Origin of the sequence: Streptomyces odontomachi (genome assembly GCF_024435355.1) — a bacterium.
Taxonomy (GTDB): Bacteria; Actinomycetota; Actinomycetes; order Streptomycetales; family Streptomycetaceae; genus Streptomyces; species Streptomyces odontomachi.
The window spans coordinates 372,604-397,262 of sequence record NZ_JAMJWG010000001.1 but is presented as its reverse complement, the minus strand read 5'-3'; the positions used below and the strand labels follow the sequence as shown (position 1 = coordinate 397,262).

Below are 24,659 nucleotides of genomic sequence, written 5' to 3'. Positions count from 1 at the left end.
ACGGTGCCATCGTCGTCTCTTTCCTCGCGCGATCCAACAGGCGTGGGCGAGGGTGATGGACGTCGGCGAGCGCCACCCTGGCCGACGCCCCGCGCATCGGACGGTGCGCGGGGCGATCGGGCGGGGTCGGCAGCCCGCTCAGGCGGGGGCGGCCGAGGCCCGCACGGGGACGTGCGGGACGCCGTGCGGGATCAGCCCACGGCCTTCCAGTGGTCGTAGGCGCTGACCATCTGGTATGTGCGGCTCGGGCAGTAGAAGGCGCTGTTCGGCTGGTCGTAGTGGGTGTCCGAGTTCGACGAGTTCGCGGTGGACCAGGCACCGTTGTTCCGCACCGATATGTTGCTGGACTCGAAGGTCACTCCGGCCATGTCGGCACAGGAGTAGGCCTGGCCGGAGGAGGCGACCGTGGAGTAGAGCTCCTCGATGTCCCAGCCGTCGGTGCGACCGGACTGGTTGGTTCCGGACTGTGTGAACAGGTTGTCCCACCGCGCGGTCGCATAGTTGTAGAGCGCCGCGGACCAGGTGTTGGAGGACGCCGACGTTCTTATGACCCGTCCGGTGTAGGCACCGGAGCCGTTGGTGTAGGTGCTCATGAAGGAGCTGTTGATCGCTACGGATGCCTCGAAGGTGACGCTCTGGCACCAGTCCCAGGCGGAGACCGAGCGAACGGACCTCGTGTAGACCGTGACCAGTTCGACGCAGGAGCCGCCGGGCGGGTACATGGTCGGCGTGTAGATGGTGGTGAAGCTGTCCGCAACCGTGAGCTGGGTGGAGACCGACTGGGTGGCGCAGGAGCCGTCGGCGCCGGACATCGACTTGAACGCGGTGCCCTGCGCGGGATGGATGTCGACCCGCAACTGCTGCGCTGAGTCGCTGCCTGCCGTGCCCAGCGGGCCCTTGGCGGAGATCCCGTACTGCGCACGGTGCTGCGCGGTCAGGGAGGAGAGCCGGCTGTGGACCTGGCTCCGGGACATGGCCCCGCGGACGGAGTGGCCGGAGACGGCAGCGGAGGTGCAGACACCGGCGTCCGCCGCCTGAGGACGTGCCACGCTGTGTGCAGGGCTGGCGTAGGCGGTACCCAGGCCGCAACCCAGGACGACGGCTGCTGTGGCGGCGAAGACGGCCGCCGTGGACTTCAGACTTTTCACGCTGATGTGATCCTCTCGGGAAGGCCTAAGGGTGGTTGCCCGCATATACATCAGACATGCCCATGACAAGCGATGACCTGTCAAAAAAAGAAGACCACGGTCGACTGTTGTCAGTCCCGCACCCAAAAAAGTCCGATTCTGTCTACTCCGGTCGGCGTCCGCTACGCCCACGCCGCCATCACGGCGCCTTGGAGCACGGTCCGCCCGAAGTCCGGGCGGACCCTCCGCATAACCTGACCCAGCCCGACCCAGCCCGACTCAGCCGGAACTGCCGCCGACGCGCCGGTTGGCCAGCACGGGCAGCGCCTTGCGCACCTCGGGCACCCTCGCCAGGTCGATGTCGGCGACCAGCAGTTCAGGCGCGGCGCCGGCTTCCGCGATGACCTGGCCGGTCGGGTCGATCACCGCGCTGTGGCCGATGCCCGTGGGCGCCCCCCGCCCCGCCGCTCCCCCGGCCGCGGACGGATCCGCCTGGCCCACGGCCGCGACGAAGCAGGTGCTGTCGAGCGCTCGCGCCCGCGTCAGAAGCCGCCACTGCTCGAGCTTGCCCGCACCGCCGGCCCAGGATGCGGCGACGACGACCAGCTCGGCGCCCCGGTCGGCGAGGGTGGTGAAGAGGGCGGGGAACCGGACGTCGTAGCAGGTTGCGAGGCCGATTCCGATGCCCTCGTGAGAGATCAGCGCGGGCGCGGTGCCGGGGACGACGGTGTCGGACTCGGCGAAGCCGAAGGCGTCGTAGAGGTGGATCTTCTGGTAGCCCGTCACTCCGTCCGGTCCTGCGGCCACCAGGACGTTCGCGACCTTCGCCCGCCCGTCCGGGCCCTTCTCCCCGGTGGGCGTGAAGGTGCCCGCGACCGCGAGCACACCGTGCCGGTCGGCGAGCGCGGCGAAGCGGCTCACCCATGGTCCGTCGAGCGGTTCGGCGACGTCCGCCAGCGGGTTACCGAAGGCGCACATGGCCGCCTCGGGGAACGCGACCAGCGACGCACCGGCCCTGACCGCGTCCTCCAGGCCTTTTTCCACGGCCGCGAGGTTCGCCTCGGGGTCGGCCCCGCTGACCATCTGCGCGAGCGCGATGCGCATGCTTCGACTCCTCATCTCGTTGTCCTGTCGCGGTTGGCTGATTGCCGCCGTCCCGGTGGGACGATCCTTGTATACTTCTCGTATGCTAGAAGCGGCTGATCCTCCCAAGGCCCTGTCGGGACGTGACCGCGCCCTGCGGTACCTGCGGGAGAAGGTGCTCGCCGACCCGTCCGTGCAAGGGACGTTCCTCAACGAGCAGGTCATCGCGACCGCGGTCGGGGTGAGCCGCACGCCGGTCCGCGAGGCGCTTCTGATCCTCGCCGCGGACGGCCTGGTGCGCATCGAGCCCAAGCGCGGTGTCTACATCCCGCCGATGTCGGCCCGCGAGGTGAACGAGCTCTTCGACCTGCGCGGGCTTCTGGAACGGCACGCCGCCTCCCAGATCCTCGCCGGAGGCCATCGACCGGAGGTCGCCCTCGGCGAGATTCTCGCAGCACAGCGCGAGCTGGCGGCGCGCGCGGACGACAGCCTGGCTGCGGAGTTCATCGCGGTGGACCGGCGCTTCCACCAGGCGATGGTGGACAGCGCGGGCAGCGCCCTGCTGTCCAAGACCTACGGCGGGCTGAGGGACCGCCAGATCCGCGCCGGCTACGCCGCCGTACGCAGCCGGCATGAGCGGTGGAGCGAGGTCTGCGACGAACACGCGCGCATCGTCGACGCCCTGGCAGCCGGTGACGTCGCCGCGCTCCACGAGGCGATCGACGATCATCTGCGCATCACGCTCACCCTGTTGCTCACGTTGTAGCGGGGACCCGGCAAGCTCCGGACGACGCGGCTTCCCGCCGGGGACCGCGCAGGTCGCCGCCGCGGCACGACACGGTGTCTGCCGCGGCAGCGACCCATGGCTGAAAGCGGCTGTCACCGCTTGGCCGCCACCGCCGGGTCGACCACCTCGTGGGGGTCAGGGGCGGGCCGCCGCTCCGGGTCCGGGACCACGTGCTCCATGTCGACGTTGCGGGTCTCGCGGGTGAACAAGGAGGCGATGGTGGCGATGAGGCCCATCCCGGCGGCGTACCCGGCGATCGGCAGCGACGAGCCGTAGTGCGCGTACAGCGCGACGGCGATGATGGGCGCCAGGGAGCCGGCGAGGACGGCCGAGATGTTGTAGGCGACGGACATCGCCGAGTAGCGCACCTCGGTCGGGAACAGCTCCGCGTAAATGGGACCGTTGACGGCGTTGAACAGGGCGTGCGCCAGCATGGCCACGATCACGGCGGCGGCGAGGCCGGCGAAGCCGCCGCTGTCGATGAGGGCGAATCCGGCCCACGGCCAGATCACGTAGCTCACCCCGGAGGCGATGAGGACCGGCTTGCGCCCGCGCCGGTCGACGATGACCGCGAACATCGGGAGCGCGACGGCGCAACACGCCATGCTGATGGTCACGGCCGTCAGCGCCGTGCCCTTGCTGAAGAGGTCGGCGCCCGTCACGTAGCTGAGCACGTAGGTGCCGAAGAGGTAGAAACTCACGTTGTCGCCGAAGCGCAGCAGCACGGCGAGGATGATGCGGCGCCAGTGGTAGCGGAAGGCGTCGGCCACCGGGTACCCGGGCGCCGGCTCCCGGCGCCGCGCGGCCCGCTGGAACATGGGGGTCTCGGCCACGTGGTTGCGCAGCAGCAGGCCGATCACGACCAGCAGCGCCGAGAGGGCGAACGCGATGCGCCAGCCGTAGCCGATGAAGGCACCGTCGGACATCACTCCCTGAAGGATGGCGAGGACACCCGCGGCCATCAGGTTGCCCACCGACGGCCCGGTGGCGGGGAACGACGTCCAGAACGCCCGGGCCTTGGCCGTACTGTGTTCGGCCGCGATGAGGATCGAGCCGCCCCACTCACCGCCCAGCGCGAAACCCTGCACCAGGCGGAGCACGAGCAGCAGGATCGGTGCGGCGACGCCGATCGTGCCGTAACCGGGGAGACAGGCGATCAGGAACGTCGCCACGCCCATGACCAGCAGCGTCCAGATCAGGGTGCCCTTGCGGCCCTTGCGGTCACCCATGTTGCCGAGCACCGCGGCGCCGAGCGGACGGGCGACGAACCCGATGGCGTACGTGGACAGGGACAGCAGGGTTCCCACGACGGGGTCGGCGTCGGGGAAGAACACCTCGGGGAACACCAGGGCGGCCGCGGTGCCGTAGAGGAAGAAGTCGTACCACTCCACGGCCGTGCCGATCAGGCTGGCGCCCGCTACGACCGCGAGCTGCCTGGTGTTCGGAGGCGTGGCACCCGATGAGGACGGGGTGGTCGTCGCAGACACGAGACGGGTCTCCTTGAGTCACGGACGGCACTCGCCGTCCGACGGTGGGATGCGCGGTCGTCGTCGACGCGCTTCGGTGTCGCAGCGAGCTGGACACGACGGGGAGCCGGGGCCGCACCGGGCCGGCGGGACGGGCTCACGCCGCGAGCCGGCGTTCCAGCATCGAGGAGCGCAGCAGGAAGCGACGGTGTGCTTCCGGATCGGCGACGATGTCACGCATGCGCATCGCCTGGGCGCGCCGCCGCTGGGGATCGGACTCCCGCAACTGCTTCCAGTTGCGGTCGGTCTGCGCACCCACGTACTCGACGGAGATGTCGCGCTGCTGCTCGGCGTACTTCGCCAGCAGCGCCACACCGTCCGCCCCGGCAGCGGCCTCGGCGAAGGCGGCACGGAGCGCGAAGGCGTCGAACAGGCCGCTGTTCATCCCGAGGCCGCCGAGCGGGTTGTTGATGTGCGCGGCGTCGCCGGCCAGGGCGATACGGCCGGCGGCGTAGGTGTCGGCCACCCGCTGGTGCACCCGGTAGACCGTGGTGTGCAGCACGGGGAAGTCACCGTCCAGGGCGTGGACGCCGTGCAGCCGCCGCTGGATCTCGGCGGACGACGACGCACGGTCGTCGTCCTCGTCGGGGCCGAGCGGGAACATGATGCGCCAGTAGTGCGGAGTGCGCAGCATGAGCAGCCACTCGTCGGGGTCTGAGATGTAGTTGACCCACGAGATGTCGGGCATCACCTCGCGGAACTCGAAGGTCGTGGAGGCGACGATGTAGCGCTCCGGATAGGTCATGCCCTCGAAGCCGATGCCGAGTGACTTGCGCACCGCGCTGCTCGCTCCGTCGGCGGCCACCACGTAGTCGGCCGTCTCGGTACGCGCGGCACCGGCGCGGACGACGGTGTACTCGGCGCGCGCGCCGACCGTACGGGCCGCGGTGACCTTCGACCCGAACCGCACGGTGGCGTTGGGGTGCGCCGCGAGCTTGCCGAGGATGACGCGGGTCAGGTAGCTCTGCTCGACCTGGATCCGGTAGGGGAACTTGGTGAGCCCTCTGATGAGGGAGAAGTCCAGCCGGGCGATCAGGCCCTCGCGGCGGTCACGGTACTGGTAGTCGGGGACGCGCAGGCCCTCCCTTTCGAGGTCCTCCACGACGCCGTAGGCAGCCAGTTCCTCCAGCGTCGAGGGGTGGAACGTCGACGCGCGTGACTCCGTCGACAGGCCGTCCAGTTCCTCGTGGACCGTCACGTTGTGACCGTCCATGGCCAGGCCCAGCGCCAGGGTCATGCCGACCGGACCGGCACCCGCGATCGCGATCTCGAGGGGCGTCTGAGAGGGGTGGGGCACGTTCGTCTCACCTCGGTCGGATACGGCTGTGTCATGGGTCGTACGTGCTGCCGCACGGGCTCGAGTCGTCCCGTTCGTCATGGCGCCGACCGGTAGCGGGCCTCGAACGTGAGCACCCCTTCGTCGGTGCGCCAGGGCCCGTGCGGCATGCCCGGCGGTCGGCAGGCGTACATGCCGGCGGTGAAGGTCCGGCCGAGGGTCAGATCGGTGAAGGAGCCCTCCAGGATGTAGACCTCCTCCCAGAAGTCGTGGATCTGGACGCCCATCGGGGACGAGTCAGCGCCGGGCGCGTAGCGCAGGATCCGGGTGGCGACGCCGCCTTCCTCGTCCCGGGAGAGGATGCGCTCGGTGATGAGGGGGTCGTCGCCCGCGCAGACCGTGTACGCCACGTCGCTGACGGGGAAGAACTCGAATTCGGGCTTGGCCATCGTCGTCTCCTGCTCAGTTCTCGCGGCGGACGGTGTAGTGGTGCTCGATCACCTCACCGGTGGGAAGGTCGAGGGCGACCCGCCAGGCCTGCCCGAACCGGAAGGTGTCGGCGAGCAGCGGAACGGTGCCGCCGAACAGCACGACGTCGCCGGTGGGGCCGTCCGCGCCACCGGCGGCCAGGCCCTCCAGCAGGTGCGTGGGATGGGTGAGTTCACGGAGCAGCCCCTCCTGGTAGGGCGTGCCGTCCACCCAACTCCGCAGCCGGCAGGCGTCCCAGTCGAGCGAGGCCAGGTCGACCTCGACGACCGAGGGCCCCAGGGGCTTGGGGCACACCCGCTTCGAGGCCCCGATGTCCTCTTTCTCCAGCTCGCGGTCGGTGTGGTCGGATCCGATGCCCAGGTACGTACGTCCCCCGCTGACGATGATCACCGGCTCGGCCTCGCCCGAAGTGCGCGCCCCCCGCACCCGCACGCTCTCGTCCGTCACCAACGTGCCCGGCGGCATGGGGTAGTACATCGGCACGCGCTCCGGCGGTGCCACGCCGATCTCGGCGAGCTCGTCGATGTGCCGTTGCACGGCGGCCCGGTCGCGTCCGGTGTAGCCGGCGACCACGACCCGTGAAGCATCGACCGTCACGGCGGCGCCGCTCCCCAGCGGGGTCAGAGCGACGGGAACCGCAGGTGACTCGACAGTCATCCACTCCTCTTTCATGTGCTCTTTCATGTGCTCTTTCAAGCGCTCACTCGTGCGGACGACGCCCAGGGAACCGGCGTCAACGCGGGCGATCGAGCGGATATTTTCTACGTACACTCTTGGTATACAAGATGTGCGCTAGGAGGGGAAGGGGGGAACGGAGCGGAACCCGGGGGGGCGCACCCGCTGGTCAACTGCGGCCTTGCCGCCGTGCCACGGAGTAACGTGGCATGGCGAGGGCCCGGGGCTATCTCTCGTAGCCCTGGGCCCTCGCCGGTGGAGCCGGGAGGTTCTCGGTGCCTACCTACTGGTGGAGGGCAACGGAGTCTCCGGCGGGTACGGTCACCGACGCGGTGCCGGACGCGTCGACCGTGACGGTGGCGCCGGAGCAGTCGCCCGAGGAGTCCGGGTCGCCGTGCACCACGTCGCAGTACGTGCCTGCGGGCAGGCCGGTGGTGAAGGTCTGGGTGACGCTGGAACCGCTGTTGTTGAGGGCGATCCAGGCCTTGTCGCCGCGGCTGAAGGCGATGGCGTTGTCGCCGTTGTCCCACCAGTTCGCGACGGCTTCGCCCTGGGCCGCGTTGTGCCAGCCGACCATGTTGGCGATGCCCTGCACCCGGTCGGTGCACACCCATGCGCTCGAGGAGCAGTCCGTGTCGCTGACGGTGCCGTCGGTGCCGGCCGGTGGGGAGTCGTCGGAGTTGCCGAAGGCGAAGCCGGAATACACGGTCGGCTGGATGCCGTAGCCCCACGCGAGCATGAACTCGGTGGCCAGGGTGTACTGGGAGCCGTTCTTGTAGTTCAGCGTGGCGCCGTTGCGTTCGGTGTCGTGGTTGGTGACCATGGCGCCGTCCTTGTCGCTCGGCTCCAGGCCCCAGCTCTCACCGAACGTCTTGAGGTTGGCGATGTTGCCCTGGAACTGGCTCTTCATGGCATTGGCGTAGTCGAAGCCGATGACGCTGCCGTTGCCCTCGAACGCGGCGGGCGCGAGGTTGCCGCTGCCGCCCAGCGCGATCTCCTGGAGCACGTAGGGCCGCTCGCCCCACTTGGTGTCGTCGAGCCGGGAGATGATGTCGGCCATGTCGCTCTGGTTGATGTGCTTGGCCGCGTCCACCCGGAAGCCGTCGACGCCGTCGCCGATGAGCTTGTTGAGATAACCGGCGATCTTGGTGCGGACGTCGTCGGACTCGGTCTTGAGGTCGGCCAAATTCGACAGGTCGCACTCCTGGACCTGGCTCTGGTTGTTCCAGTCGTTGATCGCCATGTCGGAGTTGGGGCAGTCGTCGGGGTAGGCGTGGAAGTCCGACGCGTCGTACGGCACCTGGTCGTACGTCTTGGCCGACACGTCGAACGTGTCGCCGCCGTAGGAGTCCGTGCTGGCCTGGTCGTTGCCCGAGGTGTGGTTGATCACGGCGTCGACGTACACCTTCACGCCGGCGTCGTGGCAGGCCGACACCATGGACCCGAACTGGGCCTCGCTGCCCATCCGGCTGTTGAGGTCGTATCCCACCGGCTGGTAGACCTCCCACCAGGGGTGGGTGGAGCCGGCCAGCCGTATGGAGTCCTCGGGCGGGGCGACCTGGACGGCGCCGTAGCCCTTCGGGCCGAGCACGTCGGTGCACTCGGCGGCGACCGACGTCCAGTTCCACTCGAACAGGTTGGCGATGACGTCACCGCCGTTGCTGTCGCCGGCCGCCTGGGTGGCGGCGCCCAGCGTGAGCGGGAGGACGGCGCCGGCGACGACTGCGGTCGCGAGCACCAGCCGGGTCGCAGCCGTGCGGGCCTGCCGCGGGGGTGCGGCGGTGGGCGTGCTGTCCTGTGGCTTCATTGCGGTGTCCCCTTGTAGGTGGGAGATGTGTGCGGGCCTGTCGGGTCGTGCGCAGACGGGTGCGGTTGCGCCGGCGAGAAGCCGGCGGCGGGCTGCCTGCGTCGGGTGTGGCTACGCGTGGCCGATGCGGGCGAGGGGGACGGTGAACTGGTCGCCGTCCTCCTTCTCGTGGGAGGTGGAGGGGTCGGCACCGTACGGCTCGGTGGCGTGGTCGAGGACGGCCGGATCCTGGGGCAGGGAGTTGATGGCCGATTCACCGAAGGTGGTCATCAGCAGCACGCCGAGCCCTGTCTCCTGGAGCGCTGCTTGTGTCAGGCCCAGGCTCGCCAGCGGTATGCCCATCTCGTAGGTGGCGTCCTGTTGCGGGTCGTGGCCGGCGTCGAGGAGGTTGCTGTAAAGGGACTCGTCCAGCAGGTCGGCAGGCACGTACCCGGCGTTCCCGGTCGCGTTGATGCCGACGAGGTCGTCGACGGCGAGTCCGTCGGCATGGGCATAGGTGATGCCGGCCTCCTCGAACGTGTGGACGTCTTCCGGCTGGTAGTCGAAGGCGCCCCGCGGGTTGAGCGTGAACAGGGCGGGGGTGCCCACGCCCGGCTTGCTGGAGAAGTTGATCAGCTCGTCGACGCCCTGCTCGGTGGAGAAGGTGCTGTGGATCCCCCACACCCCGTCGTCCTCGCCGTCGAGGATGCCGTCGGTGCCGGACGCCGGGTCCACGTCCAGCGCGACGGACATGGGGATGTCGACGGCGTACGGCTTGCCGTTTCCGCTCTGCGGGAACGACTGCGCGGGGTCGACGACGTCGGTGACGTTGGTGATCTGCCACATCAGGTAGAGGTTGCTGTCGTCCCAGGCGGCGGAGAGGGAGTACAGGTCGTAGACCGGGCCTTCGTGGCTGCCGCGGAAGATCCGCGGGTCGTCGTTGGCGACGCCCTGCGCGACGATCATGTCCGGTGTCCAGTCGGTGGCCGCACCGTCGACGGTGATCGCGGCGGACCGACCGACCTGGCCGGCGGGGTTGGTGGCGTAGAACGGGCCTTGGGTGTCGCGCAACGCCGCGCCCGACCCCTGCGCGGCGACGGTTGTCTGTCCGGCCACGACGAGCAGTGCCGCACCGATGCACGCCGCAAGAAGGGCGCGGCGCGCGCTGCGCGCACCGGGGAGGGCGGCACGCGAACTTCGCAGGGCCGGATGTGTGGGTGTGAACATGGCTACTCCGGAGGGGTCTCGGGTCGTTCCTCAGGCGCTCTGCCAGGGGACATCCGCCCTGACGACCTGAGGATTCGGGCCTCACGGGCCGGCCGCCGGTCGGCCGGCCGACCCGTGAGCGGGCAGGGGCGAGGGCGCACCGTCATCGGATCGCACGACGTGCGGGGAGGGCGCCGCCACGCGTCCACCGGATGCGTGGCAGCGCGTGCGTACCGGCGCGGTCGCCCGGGTGCGCGCGCTACTCGGGGCAGGTGCAGTCGGCGCCGATCTCGCCGGGAACGTTCACCACGTCGGCGTGCACATGGCCACGTCTGATCAGGCGCGGACTGCTCTTTGTGAAGAGCACAGAGGACTCCTACGTGTCGACGGGGAAGGCCACACGCGCCAGCAGCCGTAGTCCCTACGCATGCCGCACACGGTATGCATGGACATGCTGAAACTTGCAGCAAGATATTTCAGCAACACGCACGTGTAAAGACGTCACGCACGAACTGCCGAGAAGTACGGGTACACCCCCGCGACGAACGCCACCGAGATCTCGGTGCAAGCGTTGCGCTCAGTGCAATGGACCGCAGGCTGCGCCGCGGCACCAGCGGTATCGCCCGCGGTCCGTCGTGCCTCGGCAAGCGGCACCGACATGTCGATGGCCGGTTTCATCGCGGACGCCAACTACCGGATCGCTCACCGGCCGCCGGCCACGTTCACGTCGTGCGGGCCGGGTTCGGCAAGTTCGAGCGGCACGAGCTGCGCCGCCTGCCGACCGCCCGGGGGTTGGCGGTCACCTCCACCAATCCGGGGTTCCTCGACATCAATCTGATCAGCCCCGGCAACGACTTCCGCCGCGCCAGTGTCGACGCCGTACTCGGCGAACTGGAACTCGCACACGCCTCTGGAAGCCGGCATGGTGATCGTGATGCCGGGCCGCCGGCACGCACTGTCCCCGGCTCCGGACGACGCCTGCCGCTGGCGGCTCGACCAGGCGCTGGAGATCCTGCTGGAGCGGGCTGCGGCCCTGGGTGTGACGATCGCGGCGAGGTCGACTTCGAGCGCTAGGCCCGGGCCCTCGGCTCCATCGGCTTCGACGGCGTCACCGTCTACGAGCTCATCGACCTCGAACCGCCGATGCCGCGCCTGCACGACGACATCGCCACGTTCCGGAAGCTCGGGTGGTCCCTTTCGGCGACCGGCCAGGTCCCGAGCATCCCGAAGGCCTGAGCGTCGCCGTGTGACTTCGCCGACCGAGCCGCGTCGGTGAAGCGACACAGCTCGTCGTGCGTGGTGCGAGCAGCACAAGTCGCTCGATTTTTCCGCAGCGGCACTCGAGCACTACCGTCGCCATGGCATCTGTCCGACGGGTCAGGCCGAACCCTGGCCGTCCCCGTCCGGCTGCGTGGCCCACTGGTCCGTAGCTCTTGAGCAGGCACGATCCGCACGAGTACGCGAGCGAACCAGAGGTGTGAGCGATGTCGAGGCGTTCGGCCGGGCGCGCCGGCCGCGCAGCCGGAGCCGGGCGGCGGCGGGGCCGTCACCCCGTCGCCGCCCTCGCCTGTGTCGTCGCTCTGAGCGGCCCGGTCTGCCTGGGCGTGGCGGGCTGCTCCTCGGGTGCACCGGACGGGTCTGGGGCACGCCACGGCACGGCGTCCGACCCGCACGCCTCGCAGCCTGCGGGTGGCCGGCCATCGCTGTCCGACCAAGGCACCGCCGGCAGTACGCACCGCCGGGCGCCCGGGCACTCCCGACCGGCGCCGAGGCCGTCCGGCAGGTCGTACGCTCCGGTCGGCACCGGCTACGCACCGTATGTGAGCGCGACCGCCGCGGCGCCGTCGGACTCCGCAGGCTCCCCGGACGTCTACAACCTGGCCTTCGCGAACTCCCGCGGCGGCTGCACCCCGGGCTGGGCCGGTCGCGCGATCGACGACGCGGGGGTGCGGTCCCGGATCGGGCGGCTGAAGGACTCGGGCGCCGCAGTGCGGGTCTCCTTCGGCGGCCTGGGCGGCCGCGAGCCGGCGACCACCTGTACCAGGGCCGGCACGCTGGCGGCGGCCTACGGCCGGGCCCTGGACGCGGCCGGCGCCGGCCGGGCCGACTTCGACATCGAGGCGGGCGTCCTGGCCGACCACCGGGCGACCGAACTGCGCTCCGCGGCGATGGCGCTGCTCCAGAAACAGCGCGGCACGCAGGTGACCCTCACGCTGCCCGTCATGCCGCACGGCTTCAACTCCGACAGCCTTGCCGTCCTGAAGTCCGCCGCCCGTCACGGGGTGGACGTCTCGGCCGTCAACATCATGACGATGAACTACGGCACCTACTACGGCGGCGACATGGGCTCCTACGCGGAGAAGGCAGCGCGGGCCGCCCAGCGGCAGATGAAGCAGGTCTTCCGGCTCTCGGACACATCCGCCTGGCGGCATCTGGCGGTCACCGCGATGATCGGCCAAAACGACGTGCGCAACGAGACGTTCACGCTCCGGGACGCGGACCGGCTGCGGTCGTTCGCACGGAGCGAGGGCCTCGCCTGGGTGTCCCTGTGGTCCACCGCCCGCGACCGGCAGTGCGACGGCCACGACGGCGACACGGCCGCCGCGTCGACGACGTGCAGCGGTGTGACACAGCCGCCGGGGGCGTTCGCGAGGGCGCTGGCAGGCTGAGGCGAGGCGCCCCGCTGCGGGTGAGTCCGGACCCCGCAGCACGGGAACTCGGGGCCCACCCATATCGTCTACAGTACTGTAGACCGGCAGCGGACCTGCTTGATCGGTACTCGCCCGTCGATGCCCTCGGCTGGCCGGCCGGTCGCGGACCCGACCCGAGCAGCCAGCCGCCAGAGTGTTCGCGCTCGGGTCGGATCCGGGCTTCCCGTGTCGACGAGAGCCTCACTCCCCGCCGTGTCTCCCTTGTTTCCTGCCGTAAGGAAGAGTTCCGATGAGTGTGATCAACATCGGCCAGGCCGTCATCCTGGGCGCCGTCGAGGGAGTGACCGAGTTCCTGCCGGTCTCGTCCACCGGCCACTTGAAAATCGCCGAAGGCCTCATGGACATCCCGGTCGACAACGCCTCCGTGGTGGGCTTCTCAGCCGTCATCCAGGTAGGAGCGATCGCCGCAGTCCTCGTCTACTTCTTCCGCGACATCATACGAATCGCCGGAGCCTGGCTGCGTGGCCTGGCACACAAGGAGCAGCGCACGGACCACGACTACAAGTTCGCCTGGTGGGTGATCTACGCCACCATCCCCATCGTGATCGTCGGCCTCTTGGCAAAGCCACTGATCGAAGGACCGCTGGCATCGCTGTGGGTGGTCGCCGCATCCCTCATCGTCGGCAGCGGGGTCATGTGGGCCGCGGACCAGATGGGCCGGCACCGCCGCGGCGAGGACGACGTCACCTTCAAGGACGCGATGCTCGTGGGCTGCTCGCAGATCCTCGCACTGCTCTTCCCCGGCTTCTCCCGCTCGGGAGCCACCATGTCCACCGCGCTGGTACTCGACCTGGACCGGGTGGCCGCCACCCGGCTGTCGTTCTTCCTCGGCATACCCGCCCTCACCGGAGCAGGCCTGTACGAACTGAAGGATGCCCTCGGCACCGGCGTGGGCGCCGCTCCCCTGGCAGCAGGCACCATCGTCTCCTTCGTGGTCGCCTACGCCTCCATCGCCTGGCTGCTGAAGTTCGTGGCGAAGCACTCCTTCAACGCGTTCGTGATCTACCGCATCATCATCGGAACCCTCCTCCTGGGCCTGCTGACCACGCACGTCCTCGGCTGACACGCGCGACCACGCGCCGTGCGCGAGGCGCCGTGCGGAGCGTCACCCATGCCAGCCCGCTGGCCGCGGGCCCCACCCATGCGTCTACAATCTTGTAGACGACGAACCTCGGGGAGTGGAAGGTTCCATGCCGGATTCCGACAGCGAGCGCAGACCAGCGGGCGAACTGGAGGCCAGCGTCCTCGCGGCACTCTGGGCCGGACGAGAACCGATGTCGGCTGCGCAGGTCAGGACGGCCCTACCGCAGTCACTGGCCCGCACCACCGTGGCCACCCTGCTCGCCCGCCTCCACGACAAAGGCGCAGTGAAACGCGAAGAGGGCTCACGCGGCTTCGTGTACTCCCCCGTGGAGGACGCCCACGGCCTGACCGCCCGGCGCATGCACCGCGAACTCAACCAGGACGGAGACCGCAGCATGGCGCTGGCCCGGTTCGTCGAGCGGCTCAGCCCGGACGACGAGGCGGAGCTTCGCCGCCTGCTGGGGGGAGACGGGCGTTGATCACGCTCCTGCTGGTCCCACTGATCCTGCCGTTCGCGCTACCACCGCTGGCCCGGCGAGTGGTGACGCGGGTACGGCCCGATGTCGCCCTGTGGACGCTCACGTCGGCTTCGGCAGCACTGGCGGTAGGAGCGGTGGCGTCCCTGGGGGTTCTCCTGCTCCCCCTCGTTCTCGCCGTTCCGGTGCTCGCCAGCCTCGCCGAGCTCATCCAGCCGCTCCAAGCCGGCCCAGGAGCGGCCGTCATGACCCTGTCCGCACTGTCCTGCGGCGCCCTGACGGCCACCGGTCTCACCGCGGCACGCAGAACACTGTCGGAAGTACGACGGCTGCGCGCTGCCCACGACCATATCGACGATCTTCCGCACGCCGGCGGGCTCTGCGTCATCGACGACGTCCGCCCGGACGCCTACGCCCTGCCCGGGGGCCGTCGCGCCGCGGACCGAATCGTGGTGACCACCGGGATGCTCCGCGCGCTGGCCCAAGAAGAACGCGAGGCACTCCTCGCCCACGAACGTGCCCACCTCGCCGCACGCCACCACCTCTTCCTCGCCACCTCCCAGCTCGCCGGCTGGTGCCACCCCGCGCTCGCCGCCGTCGCCCCTCAGGTTTCGTTCGCGGCCGAGCGCGCCGCGGACGAGGCCGCCGCGCACGCCACAGGCGACCGGGGGCTGACCGCCAAGGCCGTGGGCCGAGCGGCCCTCGCCACCACTCGGGTACGCGTCAGCCTGCCCAAGTTCGCCTCCGGCGCGGTCACCGGACCCGTCCCAGCCCGCGTCAAGGCCCTCCTCGCCAAGGCCCCGACCCGGCGTCTGATCCCCGCGCTGCTGGCCGTGGCCCTCCTGTGCGGGTCCGCCGGAGCCTCCGCCCTGGCCGGGGCCGTCTCCGTACACCGCGACGTGGAAATCGCCCAAGGCGAACAGTCCCACCGCTGAGCCAGACGCGCGTGAGGTCGCCCCGGTGGTCACCGCACGTGGGCCTGCCCCAGATCGCGGTGTATGACGCGGGAAGCGCCCTGGATGGTGGTGATGCCGTAGTCCATCGTGGGATCGCCCTGGGAGAGAACGACGATCCCGTCGTCGTGTCCACCGTCCGTGAAGGCCCCGATGCTGTGCACCCGCCAGCCGTGGGTCGTACGCGGCAGCCAGCCGTTCTTCAGATGGACGGCCGCCGTGCCGGGCGCCCCGGCGGACACCCCCCATCGCTGCTCGGGGACGACCCGCCGCATCAGGTTCAGGGCGTAGGTGCGCGCCGGCCGGTCGAGGACCGGGTTGTCCGAGGTGAGCAGTTGCAGCAGCTTCAGCTGGTCACCGGCGGTGACCTGGGAAAGTCCCCAGCGCCCGTCGGCCGCCGGAACGGTGTGCCGCATTCCCGCCAGGGTGAGGAAGCGATTGATTCCGTCGTGTCCGATCTGGCGCCACAGGGTGGAGGTGGCGGCGTTGTCCGACTTGGTGATCATCGCGGTGCTCAGCGCCACCTCCCGGGGCGTCAGCGTGCGATGCCCGTCCATGGCCTGCCGCAGCAGCGCCCCGAGCACCGTGGCCTTGACCACGCTTGCCGAGTCGAAGGCCCTGTCGGCGTTGAGTGAGCACGTGGTGGCGGTGCTCCGGTCGTAGAGGGCGAGCGCCGAGGTTCCCTGGCGACCGCGGAGTGAGCCGGCTATGTCCTGCGCCAGCCGGGGCGCAAGACCGGACCGGTGGGACGTACAGAGCACCTGCGCGCCGCCGACCCACGCCTCGGAGGAGGTCACCCCTGCCGGAGCGGCCGGCGCCGCGGAGGTGACCGCCCCGGCGGGGGTGGCCGTCGCGAGCGCGGCGAGCGCAGAACCGGTGAGTGCGACCGCGGCCAGCGCCCGTCGCGAGCGGCGGCCGGATGTAGGCGGTGTTTTCACGAGGGTTTCCGTCCTGCTCTGTCTCTGCCGGCCGCATGGATCACCCACATGCACCCGGTCACTCGACCGCAAGCCCGGTACGCGTCCAGACTTCCCGGTAGGGCGACCCTACGTGACCCGAAAACGTGATCACATAAATAAAAGGGGCAGAATGGTCTAATTCGGGCGCGATGTACGTCACGGTCCGCGCAACGGAGCGATCACCGCCACCCGTGCGAGGGGACCGACACGACGCCTCGGACTTCAACGACGCCTTCGTCCCGTCGACCTGCGGCCTGATCTGCCGGCGGTGGCCCTGGAGAGCCGGCACGGCAGGTCGCGCCGCCATGTCACTGCTTGGAGCCCCTGGTCCATCGAGCGCGGCAACGGCGAGAATCTGCGCGACATCCAGAGGTCAGGCGCGCAGCAGGTCGGTCGAGACGGTCCAGAGACGCTTGGCGATGGCGGGATCGAGTGCCCATTCCTTGACACCGTGCGGGTGCTGCGCGAGGTCGGCGTCGTTCGGCACGGCGTAGGCCTCCTGCGCGTCATCGAGGTAGTGGCCTCCGGAGTGGGCGAACTCGGGGGCGACGGCCGCGACGATGCTGGTGGCCGCCCCCTGCTCGACCGTCTTGTACGTGAAGACTCCGGCGGCCTCGGCCGCGGCGAGCGACTCCTTCTGTTCCGCGCTGAAGTTCCGCTGCAACCCGGTCGCGATACCGCCCGGGTTCACCGCATTGGCGACGATGGCATCGGATGCCCAGAGCCGGGTCGCCTCGACGGCGAAGAGAGAGTTCGCCGTTTTCGACTGGGCGTAGGCGATCTGCGGGTCGTAGCTGCGACGCTCGAAGTGGAGGTCGTCGAAGTCGATTCCGGAGCGCATGTGCGCGGTCGAACTGACCGAGACGATCCGCGCTCCGTCGCGGTCGGCCGCTCCCCGGGCCAGCGCGTCATGAAGGCCGGTGGCCAGGGCGAAGTGGCCAAGATGGTTGGTCGCGAATTGCAGCTCCCAGCCCTCGCGCGTTCGCTCGAGGCCGCCGGTGACCACGCCGGCGTTGTTGATCAGCAGGTGCAGCGGGCCGGGCCATGCGTCGACGAACCCTGTGACGGAGGCCCGGTCGGCAAGGTCGAGCCGGGCGACGCGGGGACGGATCCCCTCGGCCGACTTCGCGATCCGCTCAGCGACGGCGCCGCCCGCGGCCGTGTTCCGGACGGCGAGCGTCACGTCCGCCCCGGCAGCGGCCAGCACACGAGCCGTCTCGATCCCGAGCCCTGAAGAAGCTCCCGTCACGATCGCCCGAACGCCGGCGAGGTCGACGCCTCGCATCACCTCGTCCGCGGTGCTGGAGGCGGTGAAGGGCGTGGAGACGAGTGCGTGAGCCATGACATCGACTATACGCACTAGACCTGATTTGTATAGTTCGCTTCTCGCTCCTAAGCTCGCTCCATGAGCAGTCCCGATGCCGGCCACCCGCCGTCGCCCGTCGCCGACACCGACCGCCGGACCCTGGTCCTCGACTCCGCCATGGTCACGTTCGCCCGATTCGGTTACCGGAAGACCTCGATGGAGGAGGTGGCACAGGCGGCGCGCATCTCCCGGCCCGGGCTCTACTTTCTCTTCTCCTCGAAGGAGACCCTGTTCCGTGCCGCGGTGACCCAGGCCCTGGAACGGGACATCACGGCGGTCGAGCACGTCCTGGCCGACACGGACCGCCCCCTTCCAGAGCGCCTCGTCGAAGCATTCGACCACTGGGCAGGCCGCTACATCGGCCCGCTGACGCGCGACGTCGCGACGGTCATCGAGGACAACCCCGACCTCCTCGGAGAGATCGTCGAAACCACGCCGCGCCGTTTCGAGGAACTGATCACGGCCGCCATCGCCGTCGAGTCAGGACAGGAAGCGGCACCCCTGGTCGCGCAGACGATGATCAGCGCATCGCTCGGCCTCAAGCATCAGGCCACGTCACGGGAGTTCTACCTCGATCGGCTGAAGGTCGCCGTCGATCTCCTGGTGCGCTGAAGACTCTCCCGGCCGGGCTCCCGTAGGACCGCGGTCCATGACGGCGACGGGCCGGCCCGCCCGTCAAGGCCGCCGCTGGTTCACCTCACCCAGGCACCGTGGCGTCGGCATCGAAGGCGCAGCCTGCGAACGTGCACCCCCCGTGTGGGGGAGAGCGAACCCACCGCCGGGGGAGGTCACGGGCCCCTCCGCACTGCCAACGTGGCTTCGTCATCAGCATCGACGGCCGTCACCTCACGAAGGACTGCGCTGGCGTCCGGGTGGCGGACGGCCTCACGGACACCCTCGCAACCGGCCGTCACCCCCTCTCACCCCGGAGACAACGATGAAGCACAAACTCGCCGTGGTACTGGGTGTCCTTTCGCTCGGTGCGACATGCCTCGCCGTCGCCGGTCCAGCGTCGGCGACAACGCTCGCCTGGAATCCGTGTGCTCAGCCCGACGGCCCCGCCGACCAGCAGTGCGCTGATCTGTCCGTTCCCGTCGACTACCGGAATCCGGACGGCGCCCGCCTCACCTTGCGCGTCACCCGCCTGGTCAGCGACCGCCCGGCCGCCCGGCGCGGCACCCTGTTCGTCATCCCGGGCGGCCCGGGCGGCTCCGGCGTCGACACGCTCGCCCACCGGGGGCCGGCGCTGCGCGAGGCCTTGCACGGCGCCTACGACCTGGTCAGCCTCGACCCGCGCGGGGTGGGTGGCTCCACGGCAGTCGGCTGCGGGCTGCGTACGGACGACCGGGACGTGATGAACCTCCGCAGCTGGCCCGGTCCCGGTGGCGACATCAGCGACAGCGTCGCCCGCGCCCGTCGCATCGCCGACGCCTGCGCACGCAACGGCGGTGCCGTGGTGCGCAGTTACTCCACGGCGAACGAGGTGCGCGACATCGAGCGCCTCCGCCAGGCCATCGGTGCCGCGCAACTGTCGATGTACGGGGTGTCGTACGGCACGTATGTGACCGCCGCGTACGCGCAGGAGCACCCCGGGCACACCGACCGGGTGGTGCTCGACAGCACCGACGACCCCGACCCGGCACGAGTGGAACGTGGTTGGCTCGCCAACACGGCGGCCGGCGCCGACGAGCGGTTCCCCGACTTCGCCCGCTGGGCCGCCGACCCCGCCCGCGACACCGACGGGCTACGGCTGGCCCAACACGCCAGCGAGGTACGGCCGTTGGTGCTGTCCCTCGCCGACCGGCTGGACCGCACCCCCCGGGAGACCACTACACCGGACAAGCCGTTCACCGGAAACATCCTGCGCCAGGCCGTCCAGCAGGCGCTCTACAACGACGCCGGCTTCCCCTGGCTGGCCCAGCTGATCAAGGCGGCCGAGGACCCCCACACCGCACTCGCCCTGCCCGCCGGATACGCCACGCCCTTGCCGGACCGGGACGCCGCCGTGTTCACGGCGACGCAGTGCAACGACGTGAGCTGGCCCCACGACGTTCCCGGCTACGCCCGCGCCGTGGCAACCGACCGCATCCGGCACCCGCTCACCGCGGGGCAACCGGTGAACGTCACCCCCTGCGCCTTCTGGCACACCGAACCGGCCGACAAGCCGGTCCGCATCACCTCGGACGGGCCGTCCGACATTCTGATGCTCCAGAACCTCCGGGACCCGGTCACGCCCTACTTCGGCGCCCTGCGCATGCGGACCGCCCTCGGCGACCGCGCCCGCCTGGTCACCGTCGACCACGGCGGCCATGGCTCCTACCTCGCCAACGGCAACGCCTGCGGCGACCGATCGGTGACCGATTTCCTCGTGACCGGGCACCGTCCGTCGGCCGATCTGCGGTGCACGGCGTAACTGCGGCGCCGCCGCGAACGGCGCAGCTCGTGTGGTCGGGCCCCATGTCGGGACGGTCACCGGCGTCCAAGGTGAGGTCGCCGCCGTGTAGCCGGACGGCCACGGTGCTGACCAGGCCGGGCGCGGCCGGGCTCGTCAGCCCGTGGGTGGGCTGGCCGTCAGCCCGGAGGCGTACGGGGACGGACCAATGGGTGGATGTCGTGCGACGAGGGGCGTGTGACGCTTCGCCACATGGTGCTGACAGCCAGATCGAAGACGGCGCGCCGCGCCACCGCCGGGGAGCGGTCGCGGGCCTCACGCTCGTTCGTCCGCTCTCCCTTCCCGTTCCGGCAGGCCGGACGCGTGGACGGCGGACGAGCCATGGTGTGCCGGGCCGCACTGTGCTGGGCCGTGGTCTACGGGATCACCGGTCTGGCCGCGGCGCTCACCGGCTCATCCCTCGTCCGCTTCGGGCCCGCCTCGGGCCCCGCTGCCCTGGACTGGGCTGTCGTCGCAACGGCCGGCGTGGCGGGGGCGGGGGCGGCGGCCGTCGTCCGGCCGTGGGGACGGCGGTTTCCCGCGACGGTCGTGCTCACGTTGTTGCTGGGTGCTGCCGCGGCCTGTGTCGCGGGTTCCTTCGGCCTGCTCATGGAGCTGATCACGCTCGTCTTCAACCAGCAGGTGGACAGCCCACTCTCGGCCGCCCACCAGGTGCTGGCGGCGGTCGGCGCCGTTCTGCTCATCGGCGCCGCCCGCGTGTTCCGTGACAGCTCAGGCCGTGCGTGCCCGCGTTGCGCAGCCGTGCACGACGCACCGGCGCGCCTGGTCAGACCCGCGCCCGGCCCGGCACCCCGCTCGGTGCGCTGGACCGCGTACGCGGGGTGCGCCGCGTTCCTGCCCTACATCGCGATGAAGACGGCCTGGGCGCTGGGTGCCACCTTCGCCGGCGTCACCGGCGCGGACATCCTCTCGGCGGCTCGGGAGCAGGGCAGCTCCGGGGTGTGGCCGACCCTGGAGGCCTGGGGCGTCGACCCCACCGCGCTGTGCGCCGCGCTCGGGATCCTCCTGCTGCTGGGCCTGGTCCGCCCCTGGGGTCAGGCCCTCCCCCGCTGGACGCCGTTCCTGGCCGGCCGCCGGGTGCCCCGGTGGCTGCCGCTGGCACCCGCCCTGCTCGGCGCCGCCACCCTCGCCCCCTACGGGCTGGTCGGGATCGGGTACGCGGCCCTGGGCAGCGCGGGCCTCGTCACCGTCCCGCGGGGCGACTTCCCCTCCTCCGCCGACGCCCTGAAGGTCATCTGGTGCGGGCTGGGCGGGTTCTGCGGCTACGGCCTCGCCCTGGCCGTGGCCACCCGGTCCTACCTCGTCCGCACCCGTCGGTGCTGCGCTCCCGTCACCGAGCGCCGCGAAGCCGTGCCTCCGGCATCCGGGAGCGTCCGGCCACCGGCCACGACGGGACGGCTGCGCGCCGCCTGGCGGGCCGCCCACGCGCCCGTTCCCGGGGTGCCCCGCTGGGCGCGGGTCGCCGCGTACGCCGTTCCCTTCGCGGTGCTGCCGTCCGGGCTGTGGCGGATCGCGGAGGTGGTCTTCCACGTGCCTCTGAACGAGAGCGGCTCGGGCGGAGCGGGGGACCTGCCGTCCTGGCTGCCGCCCCAGGCGTACGTGATCCTCCTGTCGGTCGTCTCCGAGTTGCTGGCGTTCACCGCGGTGGGGCTGATCGCCTCCTGGGGACAGACGTTCCCGCGCTGGATCCCGCGGTTGCGCGGCCGGGCCGTCCCGGTACCGGTCGCCGTCGTCCCCGCAGCGCTGGGCGCCGCGACACTGACCGTCCTGTGGACCACCACCGCCGTGCTCGGCATCGCCGGACGCACCCTCCAGGGACGGCCGCTTCCCGAGGGCAACCCCCTCACCTTCCACGGCTGGCACCTCGCCGTGTTCGTGCTCTGCTACGCCCCCCTGCTGCTGTGGGGCCCCCTGCTGGCGGCGCTCACGGTGGCGTACCGGCAGCGGCGGCACCGGGCGACCGCGACCGGAGTACACCCGGCCGGTTCCTCGATCACGTAGCGAAGTCGGTGAAGCGCACACCGCGATGGGGTGGGATACGGAAGAGTGGGCGGGTGTCCAAGGAGAAGAGCACCAGCAGCAAGAACAAGCGTGTCGGACGCCAGCGGGCCGCTTCCGAGCGACGCCGCCCGGCACCGCACGGGGGCATGCCCGTCATGGAACTGATCCTGGCCGCGATGGATCCGGCGAACAGCACCGCGCAGCGCCAGGGAGACTCGCCCACCGGACGCGTGGTGGCGGCGGCCGCGCACGCCGACGCGGACGAGAACGGCACCGACCGCATCTTCCTGCTCGCCAGCGGCGCGGCCACCGCAGCGACCGTGCTCGCCCTTGCCCTCGCGGAACAGGCAGAGCAGACGGTCGACGGTCTGCTCCGCGAGCTTGAGGCCGTCGCCGCGCAAAGAGGCACGAAGCTCAACACGGTGCCCGTGATCCGGGCGCTGCTGGTGGACCAGTCGAGCGGGGGCGAGGTGCTCGGGGCAACCTTCGCTCGGGACCAGGGCGAGTTCTTCACCCTGATCACCGAACTCGCGGACTTCGCTGCCACGTGCATCGTCCTCCGCGAGGCACGGTTCGGAACGCCGGTCGCCGAAACGCTGGACGACCTGGACGAGATGCTCAAGGACTTCACCGAAGCCTGACCGGGGCGATCGTGGCCCGGTCTCGGGGCGATCGTGGCCCGGCCCGGTGCACGTCACGCCCAGGCCGTGAGAACGCCGGCGACGGCCGGCTGGTCGGCGACTGCGACCCGGCGGGTGTCCAAGGGATAATGCCCACCGCTGGCGACAGTCCGACGTCGTCACGGACACAGGACGGACAGGTGCGCGAGCGGTGACGCGGGAGAAGGGCCAGGCGGCGGTGCCGGACGGAGTGCAGATCTCGCGGGTCTCGAGGATCTCGGGGGGCGCGAAGACCCAGGAGACCCAGGAGACCCAGGAGGTGCCGCCACCCCGGCGCCGACTCACCGCAGGCACCCTGGGACTCTTCCGCGACACGTGGCGTGGCCTGTACGGCTTCTCCCTCGGCGTCGCGCTGTTCGCCGCGCTCGTGGGCTGCGCGCTGGTGGCGGCGGCGTTCGCCCTCACCTGGCACGACTTCGCCCTCACGTGGAAGTACGCACGCGCCGACATCGCCTATGAGGACCCGCCCGTGGGCTACTTCCCGGAGCAGCGGACCTCCATCTTCCTCAGGAGCGTCCCCTTCATGGGGCTGCTGCTGCCGCTCGCCGTCTTCGTCCTCGCCCTGCTGCACACCGCTTGCGCCGTGGCCGTCCGTGACGCGCAGGCGGGCGACCGGCGCCTGGGCCCCGGCCAGTTGTGGCGACGCTGCCGCCCGTACACCTGGCTCGCCTTCCGCGTGCACCTGCTGACGAGCGTGTGCGCGGGTCCCCTGGCACTGCTCGCCCTGGTCGTGTGGATGTTCTTCGAGAACGGGGGCGTGATGGACATCGACGTCGACAGGCTCTCCCAATCGACCAGTACGCCCTACCGGCTGCTGGGCTACGGCCTGCCTCTCGTCGTCCTCGCGCTTGCCTTCGTCGTGTGGTGGCGTCTGGGCCTCGCCAACGCCGCCGCGGTGAACGGCGCGTCCACCGCGCGGACCGCCGTACGCCGATCCTGGACACTGACGGGCGGCAACCGACGGTGGCGGGCCTTCGGCGTCTGCCTCCTGCTCACCGCCCTCGTCGTCGCCGCGTACGACGCCCTGTCCCGTGCGGCGGAGCCCCTCGCCCACCCGGTCGGGCTCGCCGTGCTCCGGCTCACGAACGACAACCCCTACGCCACCGGCGCCGTGATGGAGATCGTCCCGGCCGCGGCGAGCCTGCTGCTCCTGACCGCGCTGATCGTGCCACCGGTCAGCGCGGCACTCGCACTCCTGCGCACGGAACTGCGACCGGAGTAGGCCGGCAAGCCCTGAGAACTCCGGGGCGGTCCAGTCGCCCTCGGCAAGAGTGCGGGCGCGGCGCGCCACCACCACGCGCGCGCCACGCCCAAGCCGGCTGGAACAGGGTCTCCTGGCCAGCTGTGCTCAAATCCGCCGTTGCATCAGCAGAGGACGGGCTCTCAGCATCCTTCGGTGATGCGTGAGAAATCGGGTTTCCAGATCGAGCTGCCCTTGCCGACCGGGGTGAGCCAGCACTCGCTGCTGAAGTTGAAGTGCATGGTGACGTATATTCCACTGGAACAGTGGTTGTTGTAGTACACCGTGGTGGACGTTATTCCTTCTGTCCACGAGTAATTGACGGAGGAACCCTGCGGCACGGTGCATGGGAAGCTGGCGGTGTTCATGAGAGTCGGGCTCGCAGAAGAGAGGGTCGGCGTTGCCGCCTCGCTGGCACCCGTTCCGAGCGCGAGCAGCAAACCCGTCACCGCGGCTGTCGTCGCAATTCGACGCATTCGTTGTCCTCCTGGAGTCGGCTCTGTTGAGTCGACTTCGTTTTCGAGTTCCAACTGATTACGCTCGAATCCTGCCGGCCGACGCAGGGAATGTCCTTGACCATGCGTCTACGCCCCTTGACCGTCCATCTACGGAACACCCGGCGACGTGATCGCGTGGCGTCCCGGGCCCGCCTGGCTGAAGGACCAGCGGTGAAACGGCGCCGGACCGGTTGTCCGACCGCGCGGCAGCCCGTCCGGCCCCGCGCTCGTCGGTCCGTATGATGACGACGTCGGGCCGGGGTACCACCAGGGCCCGAGAGAACTC

The 24,659-nt window shown here is 70.4% G+C and carries 22 protein-coding genes; 10 read left to right on the top strand and 12 right to left on the bottom strand.

Going from position 1 to position 24,659, the window contains the following annotated elements; all coding sequences use genetic code 11:
- Positions 1–191: 191 nt before the first annotated feature.
- Together NQO67_RS01685 and NQO67_RS01680 are read right to left on the bottom strand one after the other, a co-directional pair.
- On the bottom strand, positions 192–1,148 hold the full coding sequence (locus NQO67_RS01685) for a hypothetical protein (protein ID WP_255945574.1): 957 nt from the start codon (positions 1,146–1,148) through the stop codon (positions 192–194).
- Between the two features lie 258 nt (positions 1,149–1,406).
- Complete coding sequence (locus NQO67_RS01680) at positions 1,407–2,231, bottom strand: carbon-nitrogen hydrolase family protein (RefSeq protein WP_255945572.1); 825 nt, start codon at positions 2,229–2,231, stop codon at positions 1,407–1,409.
- 82 nt (positions 2,232–2,313) lie between these two features.
- Between NQO67_RS01680 and NQO67_RS01675 the strand changes: the two genes are divergently transcribed.
- Positions 2,314–2,976, top strand: a complete 663-nt coding sequence (locus NQO67_RS01675) for a GntR family transcriptional regulator (protein WP_255945570.1) — start codon at positions 2,314–2,316, stop codon at positions 2,974–2,976.
- A 113-nt stretch (positions 2,977–3,089) separates the two neighbouring features.
- Here the strand turns inward: NQO67_RS01675 and NQO67_RS01670 are convergent, their stop codons facing one another.
- From NQO67_RS01670 to NQO67_RS01640, 7 genes are all read right to left on the bottom strand, one after another.
- On the bottom strand, positions 3,090–4,484 hold the full coding sequence (locus NQO67_RS01670; RefSeq protein ID WP_255945568.1) for an MFS transporter: 1,395 nt from the start codon (positions 4,482–4,484) through the stop codon (positions 3,090–3,092).
- A 136-nt stretch (positions 4,485–4,620) separates the two neighbouring features.
- Positions 4,621–5,820, bottom strand: coding sequence for an FAD-dependent oxidoreductase (locus tag NQO67_RS01665; protein WP_255945566.1), 1,200 nt, complete (start codon positions 5,818–5,820; stop codon positions 4,621–4,623).
- Between the two features lie 77 nt (positions 5,821–5,897).
- Complete coding sequence (locus NQO67_RS01660; protein WP_255945564.1) at positions 5,898–6,248, bottom strand: cupin domain-containing protein; 351 nt, start codon at positions 6,246–6,248, stop codon at positions 5,898–5,900.
- A 13-nt stretch (positions 6,249–6,261) separates the two neighbouring features.
- Positions 6,262–6,945 (bottom strand): DUF2848 family protein, encoded by a 684-nt coding sequence (locus NQO67_RS01655; RefSeq protein ID WP_255945562.1) that lies wholly within the window; start codon positions 6,943–6,945, stop codon positions 6,262–6,264.
- A gap of 301 nt (positions 6,946–7,246) precedes the next feature.
- On the bottom strand, positions 7,247–8,770 hold the full coding sequence (locus tag NQO67_RS01650) for an alpha-amylase (protein WP_255945560.1): 1,524 nt from the start codon (positions 8,768–8,770) through the stop codon (positions 7,247–7,249).
- Between the two features lie 111 nt (positions 8,771–8,881).
- Complete coding sequence (locus NQO67_RS01645; protein WP_255945558.1) at positions 8,882–9,976, bottom strand: hypothetical protein; 1,095 nt, start codon at positions 9,974–9,976, stop codon at positions 8,882–8,884.
- Between the two features lie 681 nt (positions 9,977–10,657).
- Complete coding sequence (locus NQO67_RS01640) at positions 10,658–11,113, bottom strand: hypothetical protein (protein WP_255945556.1); 456 nt, start codon at positions 11,111–11,113, stop codon at positions 10,658–10,660.
- A gap of 662 nt (positions 11,114–11,775) precedes the next feature.
- Between NQO67_RS01640 and NQO67_RS01635 the strand changes: the two genes are divergently transcribed.
- The 4 genes from NQO67_RS01635 to NQO67_RS01620 all read left to right on the top strand — a co-directional run bounded on the left by NQO67_RS01635 (position 11,776) and on the right by NQO67_RS01620 (position 15,160).
- Positions 11,776–12,624, top strand: a complete 849-nt coding sequence (locus NQO67_RS01635) for a chitinase (protein ID WP_255945554.1) — start codon at positions 11,776–11,778, stop codon at positions 12,622–12,624.
- A 271-nt stretch (positions 12,625–12,895) separates the two neighbouring features.
- Positions 12,896–13,729, top strand: a complete 834-nt coding sequence (locus tag NQO67_RS01630; protein ID WP_255945552.1) for an undecaprenyl-diphosphate phosphatase — start codon at positions 12,896–12,898, stop codon at positions 13,727–13,729.
- A 127-nt stretch (positions 13,730–13,856) separates the two neighbouring features.
- A complete protein-coding gene (locus NQO67_RS01625) occupies positions 13,857–14,228 on the top strand; it encodes a BlaI/MecI/CopY family transcriptional regulator (protein WP_255945550.1) in 372 nt (123 codons plus the stop codon).
- Complete coding sequence (locus tag NQO67_RS01620) at positions 14,225–15,160, top strand: M48 family metalloprotease (RefSeq protein WP_255945548.1); 936 nt, start codon at positions 14,225–14,227, stop codon at positions 15,158–15,160. Before NQO67_RS01625 ends, NQO67_RS01620 begins: the two co-directional genes overlap by 4 nt.
- A gap of 29 nt (positions 15,161–15,189) precedes the next feature.
- Here the strand turns inward: NQO67_RS01620 and NQO67_RS01615 are convergent, their stop codons facing one another.
- Together NQO67_RS01615 and NQO67_RS01610 are read right to left on the bottom strand one after the other, a co-directional pair.
- Positions 15,190–16,116: a serine hydrolase gene (locus NQO67_RS01615; protein WP_255945546.1), complete on the bottom strand. Its 927-nt coding sequence runs from the start codon at positions 16,114–16,116 to the stop codon at positions 15,190–15,192.
- Between the two features lie 394 nt (positions 16,117–16,510).
- Positions 16,511–17,479: an SDR family NAD(P)-dependent oxidoreductase gene (locus tag NQO67_RS01610; protein WP_255945544.1), complete on the bottom strand. Its 969-nt coding sequence runs from the start codon at positions 17,477–17,479 to the stop codon at positions 16,511–16,513.
- 63 nt (positions 17,480–17,542) lie between these two features.
- Here NQO67_RS01610 and NQO67_RS01605 point away from each other — a divergent pair, with 63 nt between their 5' ends.
- The 5 genes from NQO67_RS01605 to NQO67_RS01585 all read left to right on the top strand — a co-directional run bounded on the left by NQO67_RS01605 (position 17,543) and on the right by NQO67_RS01585 (position 23,858).
- Complete coding sequence (locus NQO67_RS01605; RefSeq protein WP_374118880.1) at positions 17,543–18,115, top strand: TetR/AcrR family transcriptional regulator; 573 nt, start codon at positions 17,543–17,545, stop codon at positions 18,113–18,115.
- A 325-nt stretch (positions 18,116–18,440) separates the two neighbouring features.
- Positions 18,441–19,916, top strand: a complete 1,476-nt coding sequence (locus NQO67_RS01600; protein ID WP_255945542.1) for an alpha/beta hydrolase — start codon at positions 18,441–18,443, stop codon at positions 19,914–19,916.
- Positions 19,917–20,147: 231 nt separating this feature from the next.
- Positions 20,148–21,956, top strand: coding sequence for a hypothetical protein (locus NQO67_RS44130; RefSeq protein WP_308295608.1), 1,809 nt, complete (start codon positions 20,148–20,150; stop codon positions 21,954–21,956).
- A gap of 53 nt (positions 21,957–22,009) precedes the next feature.
- On the top strand, positions 22,010–22,597 hold the full coding sequence (locus NQO67_RS01590) for a hypothetical protein (protein ID WP_255945540.1): 588 nt from the start codon (positions 22,010–22,012) through the stop codon (positions 22,595–22,597).
- A gap of 190 nt (positions 22,598–22,787) precedes the next feature.
- The gene (locus NQO67_RS01585; protein WP_255945538.1) at positions 22,788–23,858 is read left to right on the top strand and encodes a hypothetical protein; all 1,071 of its coding nucleotides are present in this window, start codon (positions 22,788–22,790) and stop codon (positions 23,856–23,858) included.
- Positions 23,859–24,019: 161 nt separating this feature from the next.
- On the opposite strand, the gene NQO67_RS01580 is transcribed toward NQO67_RS01585, so the two are convergent.
- Positions 24,020–24,352, bottom strand: coding sequence for a hypothetical protein (locus tag NQO67_RS01580; protein ID WP_255945536.1), 333 nt, complete (start codon positions 24,350–24,352; stop codon positions 24,020–24,022).
- Positions 24,353–24,659 lie beyond the last annotated feature (307 nt).

What these genes read in the sequence shown, in the direction of transcription:
- NQO67_RS01680 (WP_255945572.1), bottom strand. Translation starts at nt 2,231, where the DNA reads ATGCGCATCGCGCTCGCGCAGATGGTCAGCGGGGCCGACCCCGAGGCG.
- NQO67_RS01675 (WP_255945570.1), top strand. Translation starts at nt 2,314, where the DNA reads ATGCTAGAAGCGGCTGATCCTCCCAAGGCCCTGTCGGGACGTGACCGC.
- NQO67_RS01660 (WP_255945564.1), bottom strand. Translation starts at nt 6,248, where the DNA reads ATGGCCAAGCCCGAATTCGAGTTCTTCCCCGTCAGCGACGTGGCGTAC.
- NQO67_RS01655 (WP_255945562.1), bottom strand. Translation starts at nt 6,945, where the DNA reads ATGACTGTCGAGTCACCTGCGGTTCCCGTCGCTCTGACCCCGCTGGGG.
- NQO67_RS01650 (WP_255945560.1), bottom strand. Translation starts at nt 8,770, where the DNA reads ATGAAGCCACAGGACAGCACGCCCACCGCCGCACCCCCGCGGCAGGCC.
- NQO67_RS01645 (WP_255945558.1), bottom strand. Translation starts at nt 9,976, where the DNA reads ATGTTCACACCCACACATCCGGCCCTGCGAAGTTCGCGTGCCGCCCTC.
- NQO67_RS01630 (WP_255945552.1), top strand. Translation starts at nt 12,896, where the DNA reads ATGAGTGTGATCAACATCGGCCAGGCCGTCATCCTGGGCGCCGTCGAG.
- NQO67_RS01625 (WP_255945550.1), top strand. Translation starts at nt 13,857, where the DNA reads ATGCCGGATTCCGACAGCGAGCGCAGACCAGCGGGCGAACTGGAGGCC.
- NQO67_RS01610 (WP_255945544.1), bottom strand. Translation starts at nt 17,479, where the DNA reads ATGGCTCACGCACTCGTCTCCACGCCCTTCACCGCCTCCAGCACCGCG.
- NQO67_RS01605 (WP_374118880.1), top strand. Translation starts at nt 17,543, where the DNA reads ATGAGCAGTCCCGATGCCGGCCACCCGCCGTCGCCCGTCGCCGACACC.
- NQO67_RS01600 (WP_255945542.1), top strand. Translation starts at nt 18,441, where the DNA reads ATGAAGCACAAACTCGCCGTGGTACTGGGTGTCCTTTCGCTCGGTGCG.
- NQO67_RS44130 (WP_308295608.1), top strand. Translation starts at nt 20,148, where the DNA reads ATGGTGCTGACAGCCAGATCGAAGACGGCGCGCCGCGCCACCGCCGGG.
- NQO67_RS01580 (WP_255945536.1), bottom strand. Translation starts at nt 24,352, where the DNA reads ATGCGTCGAATTGCGACGACAGCCGCGGTGACGGGTTTGCTGCTCGCG.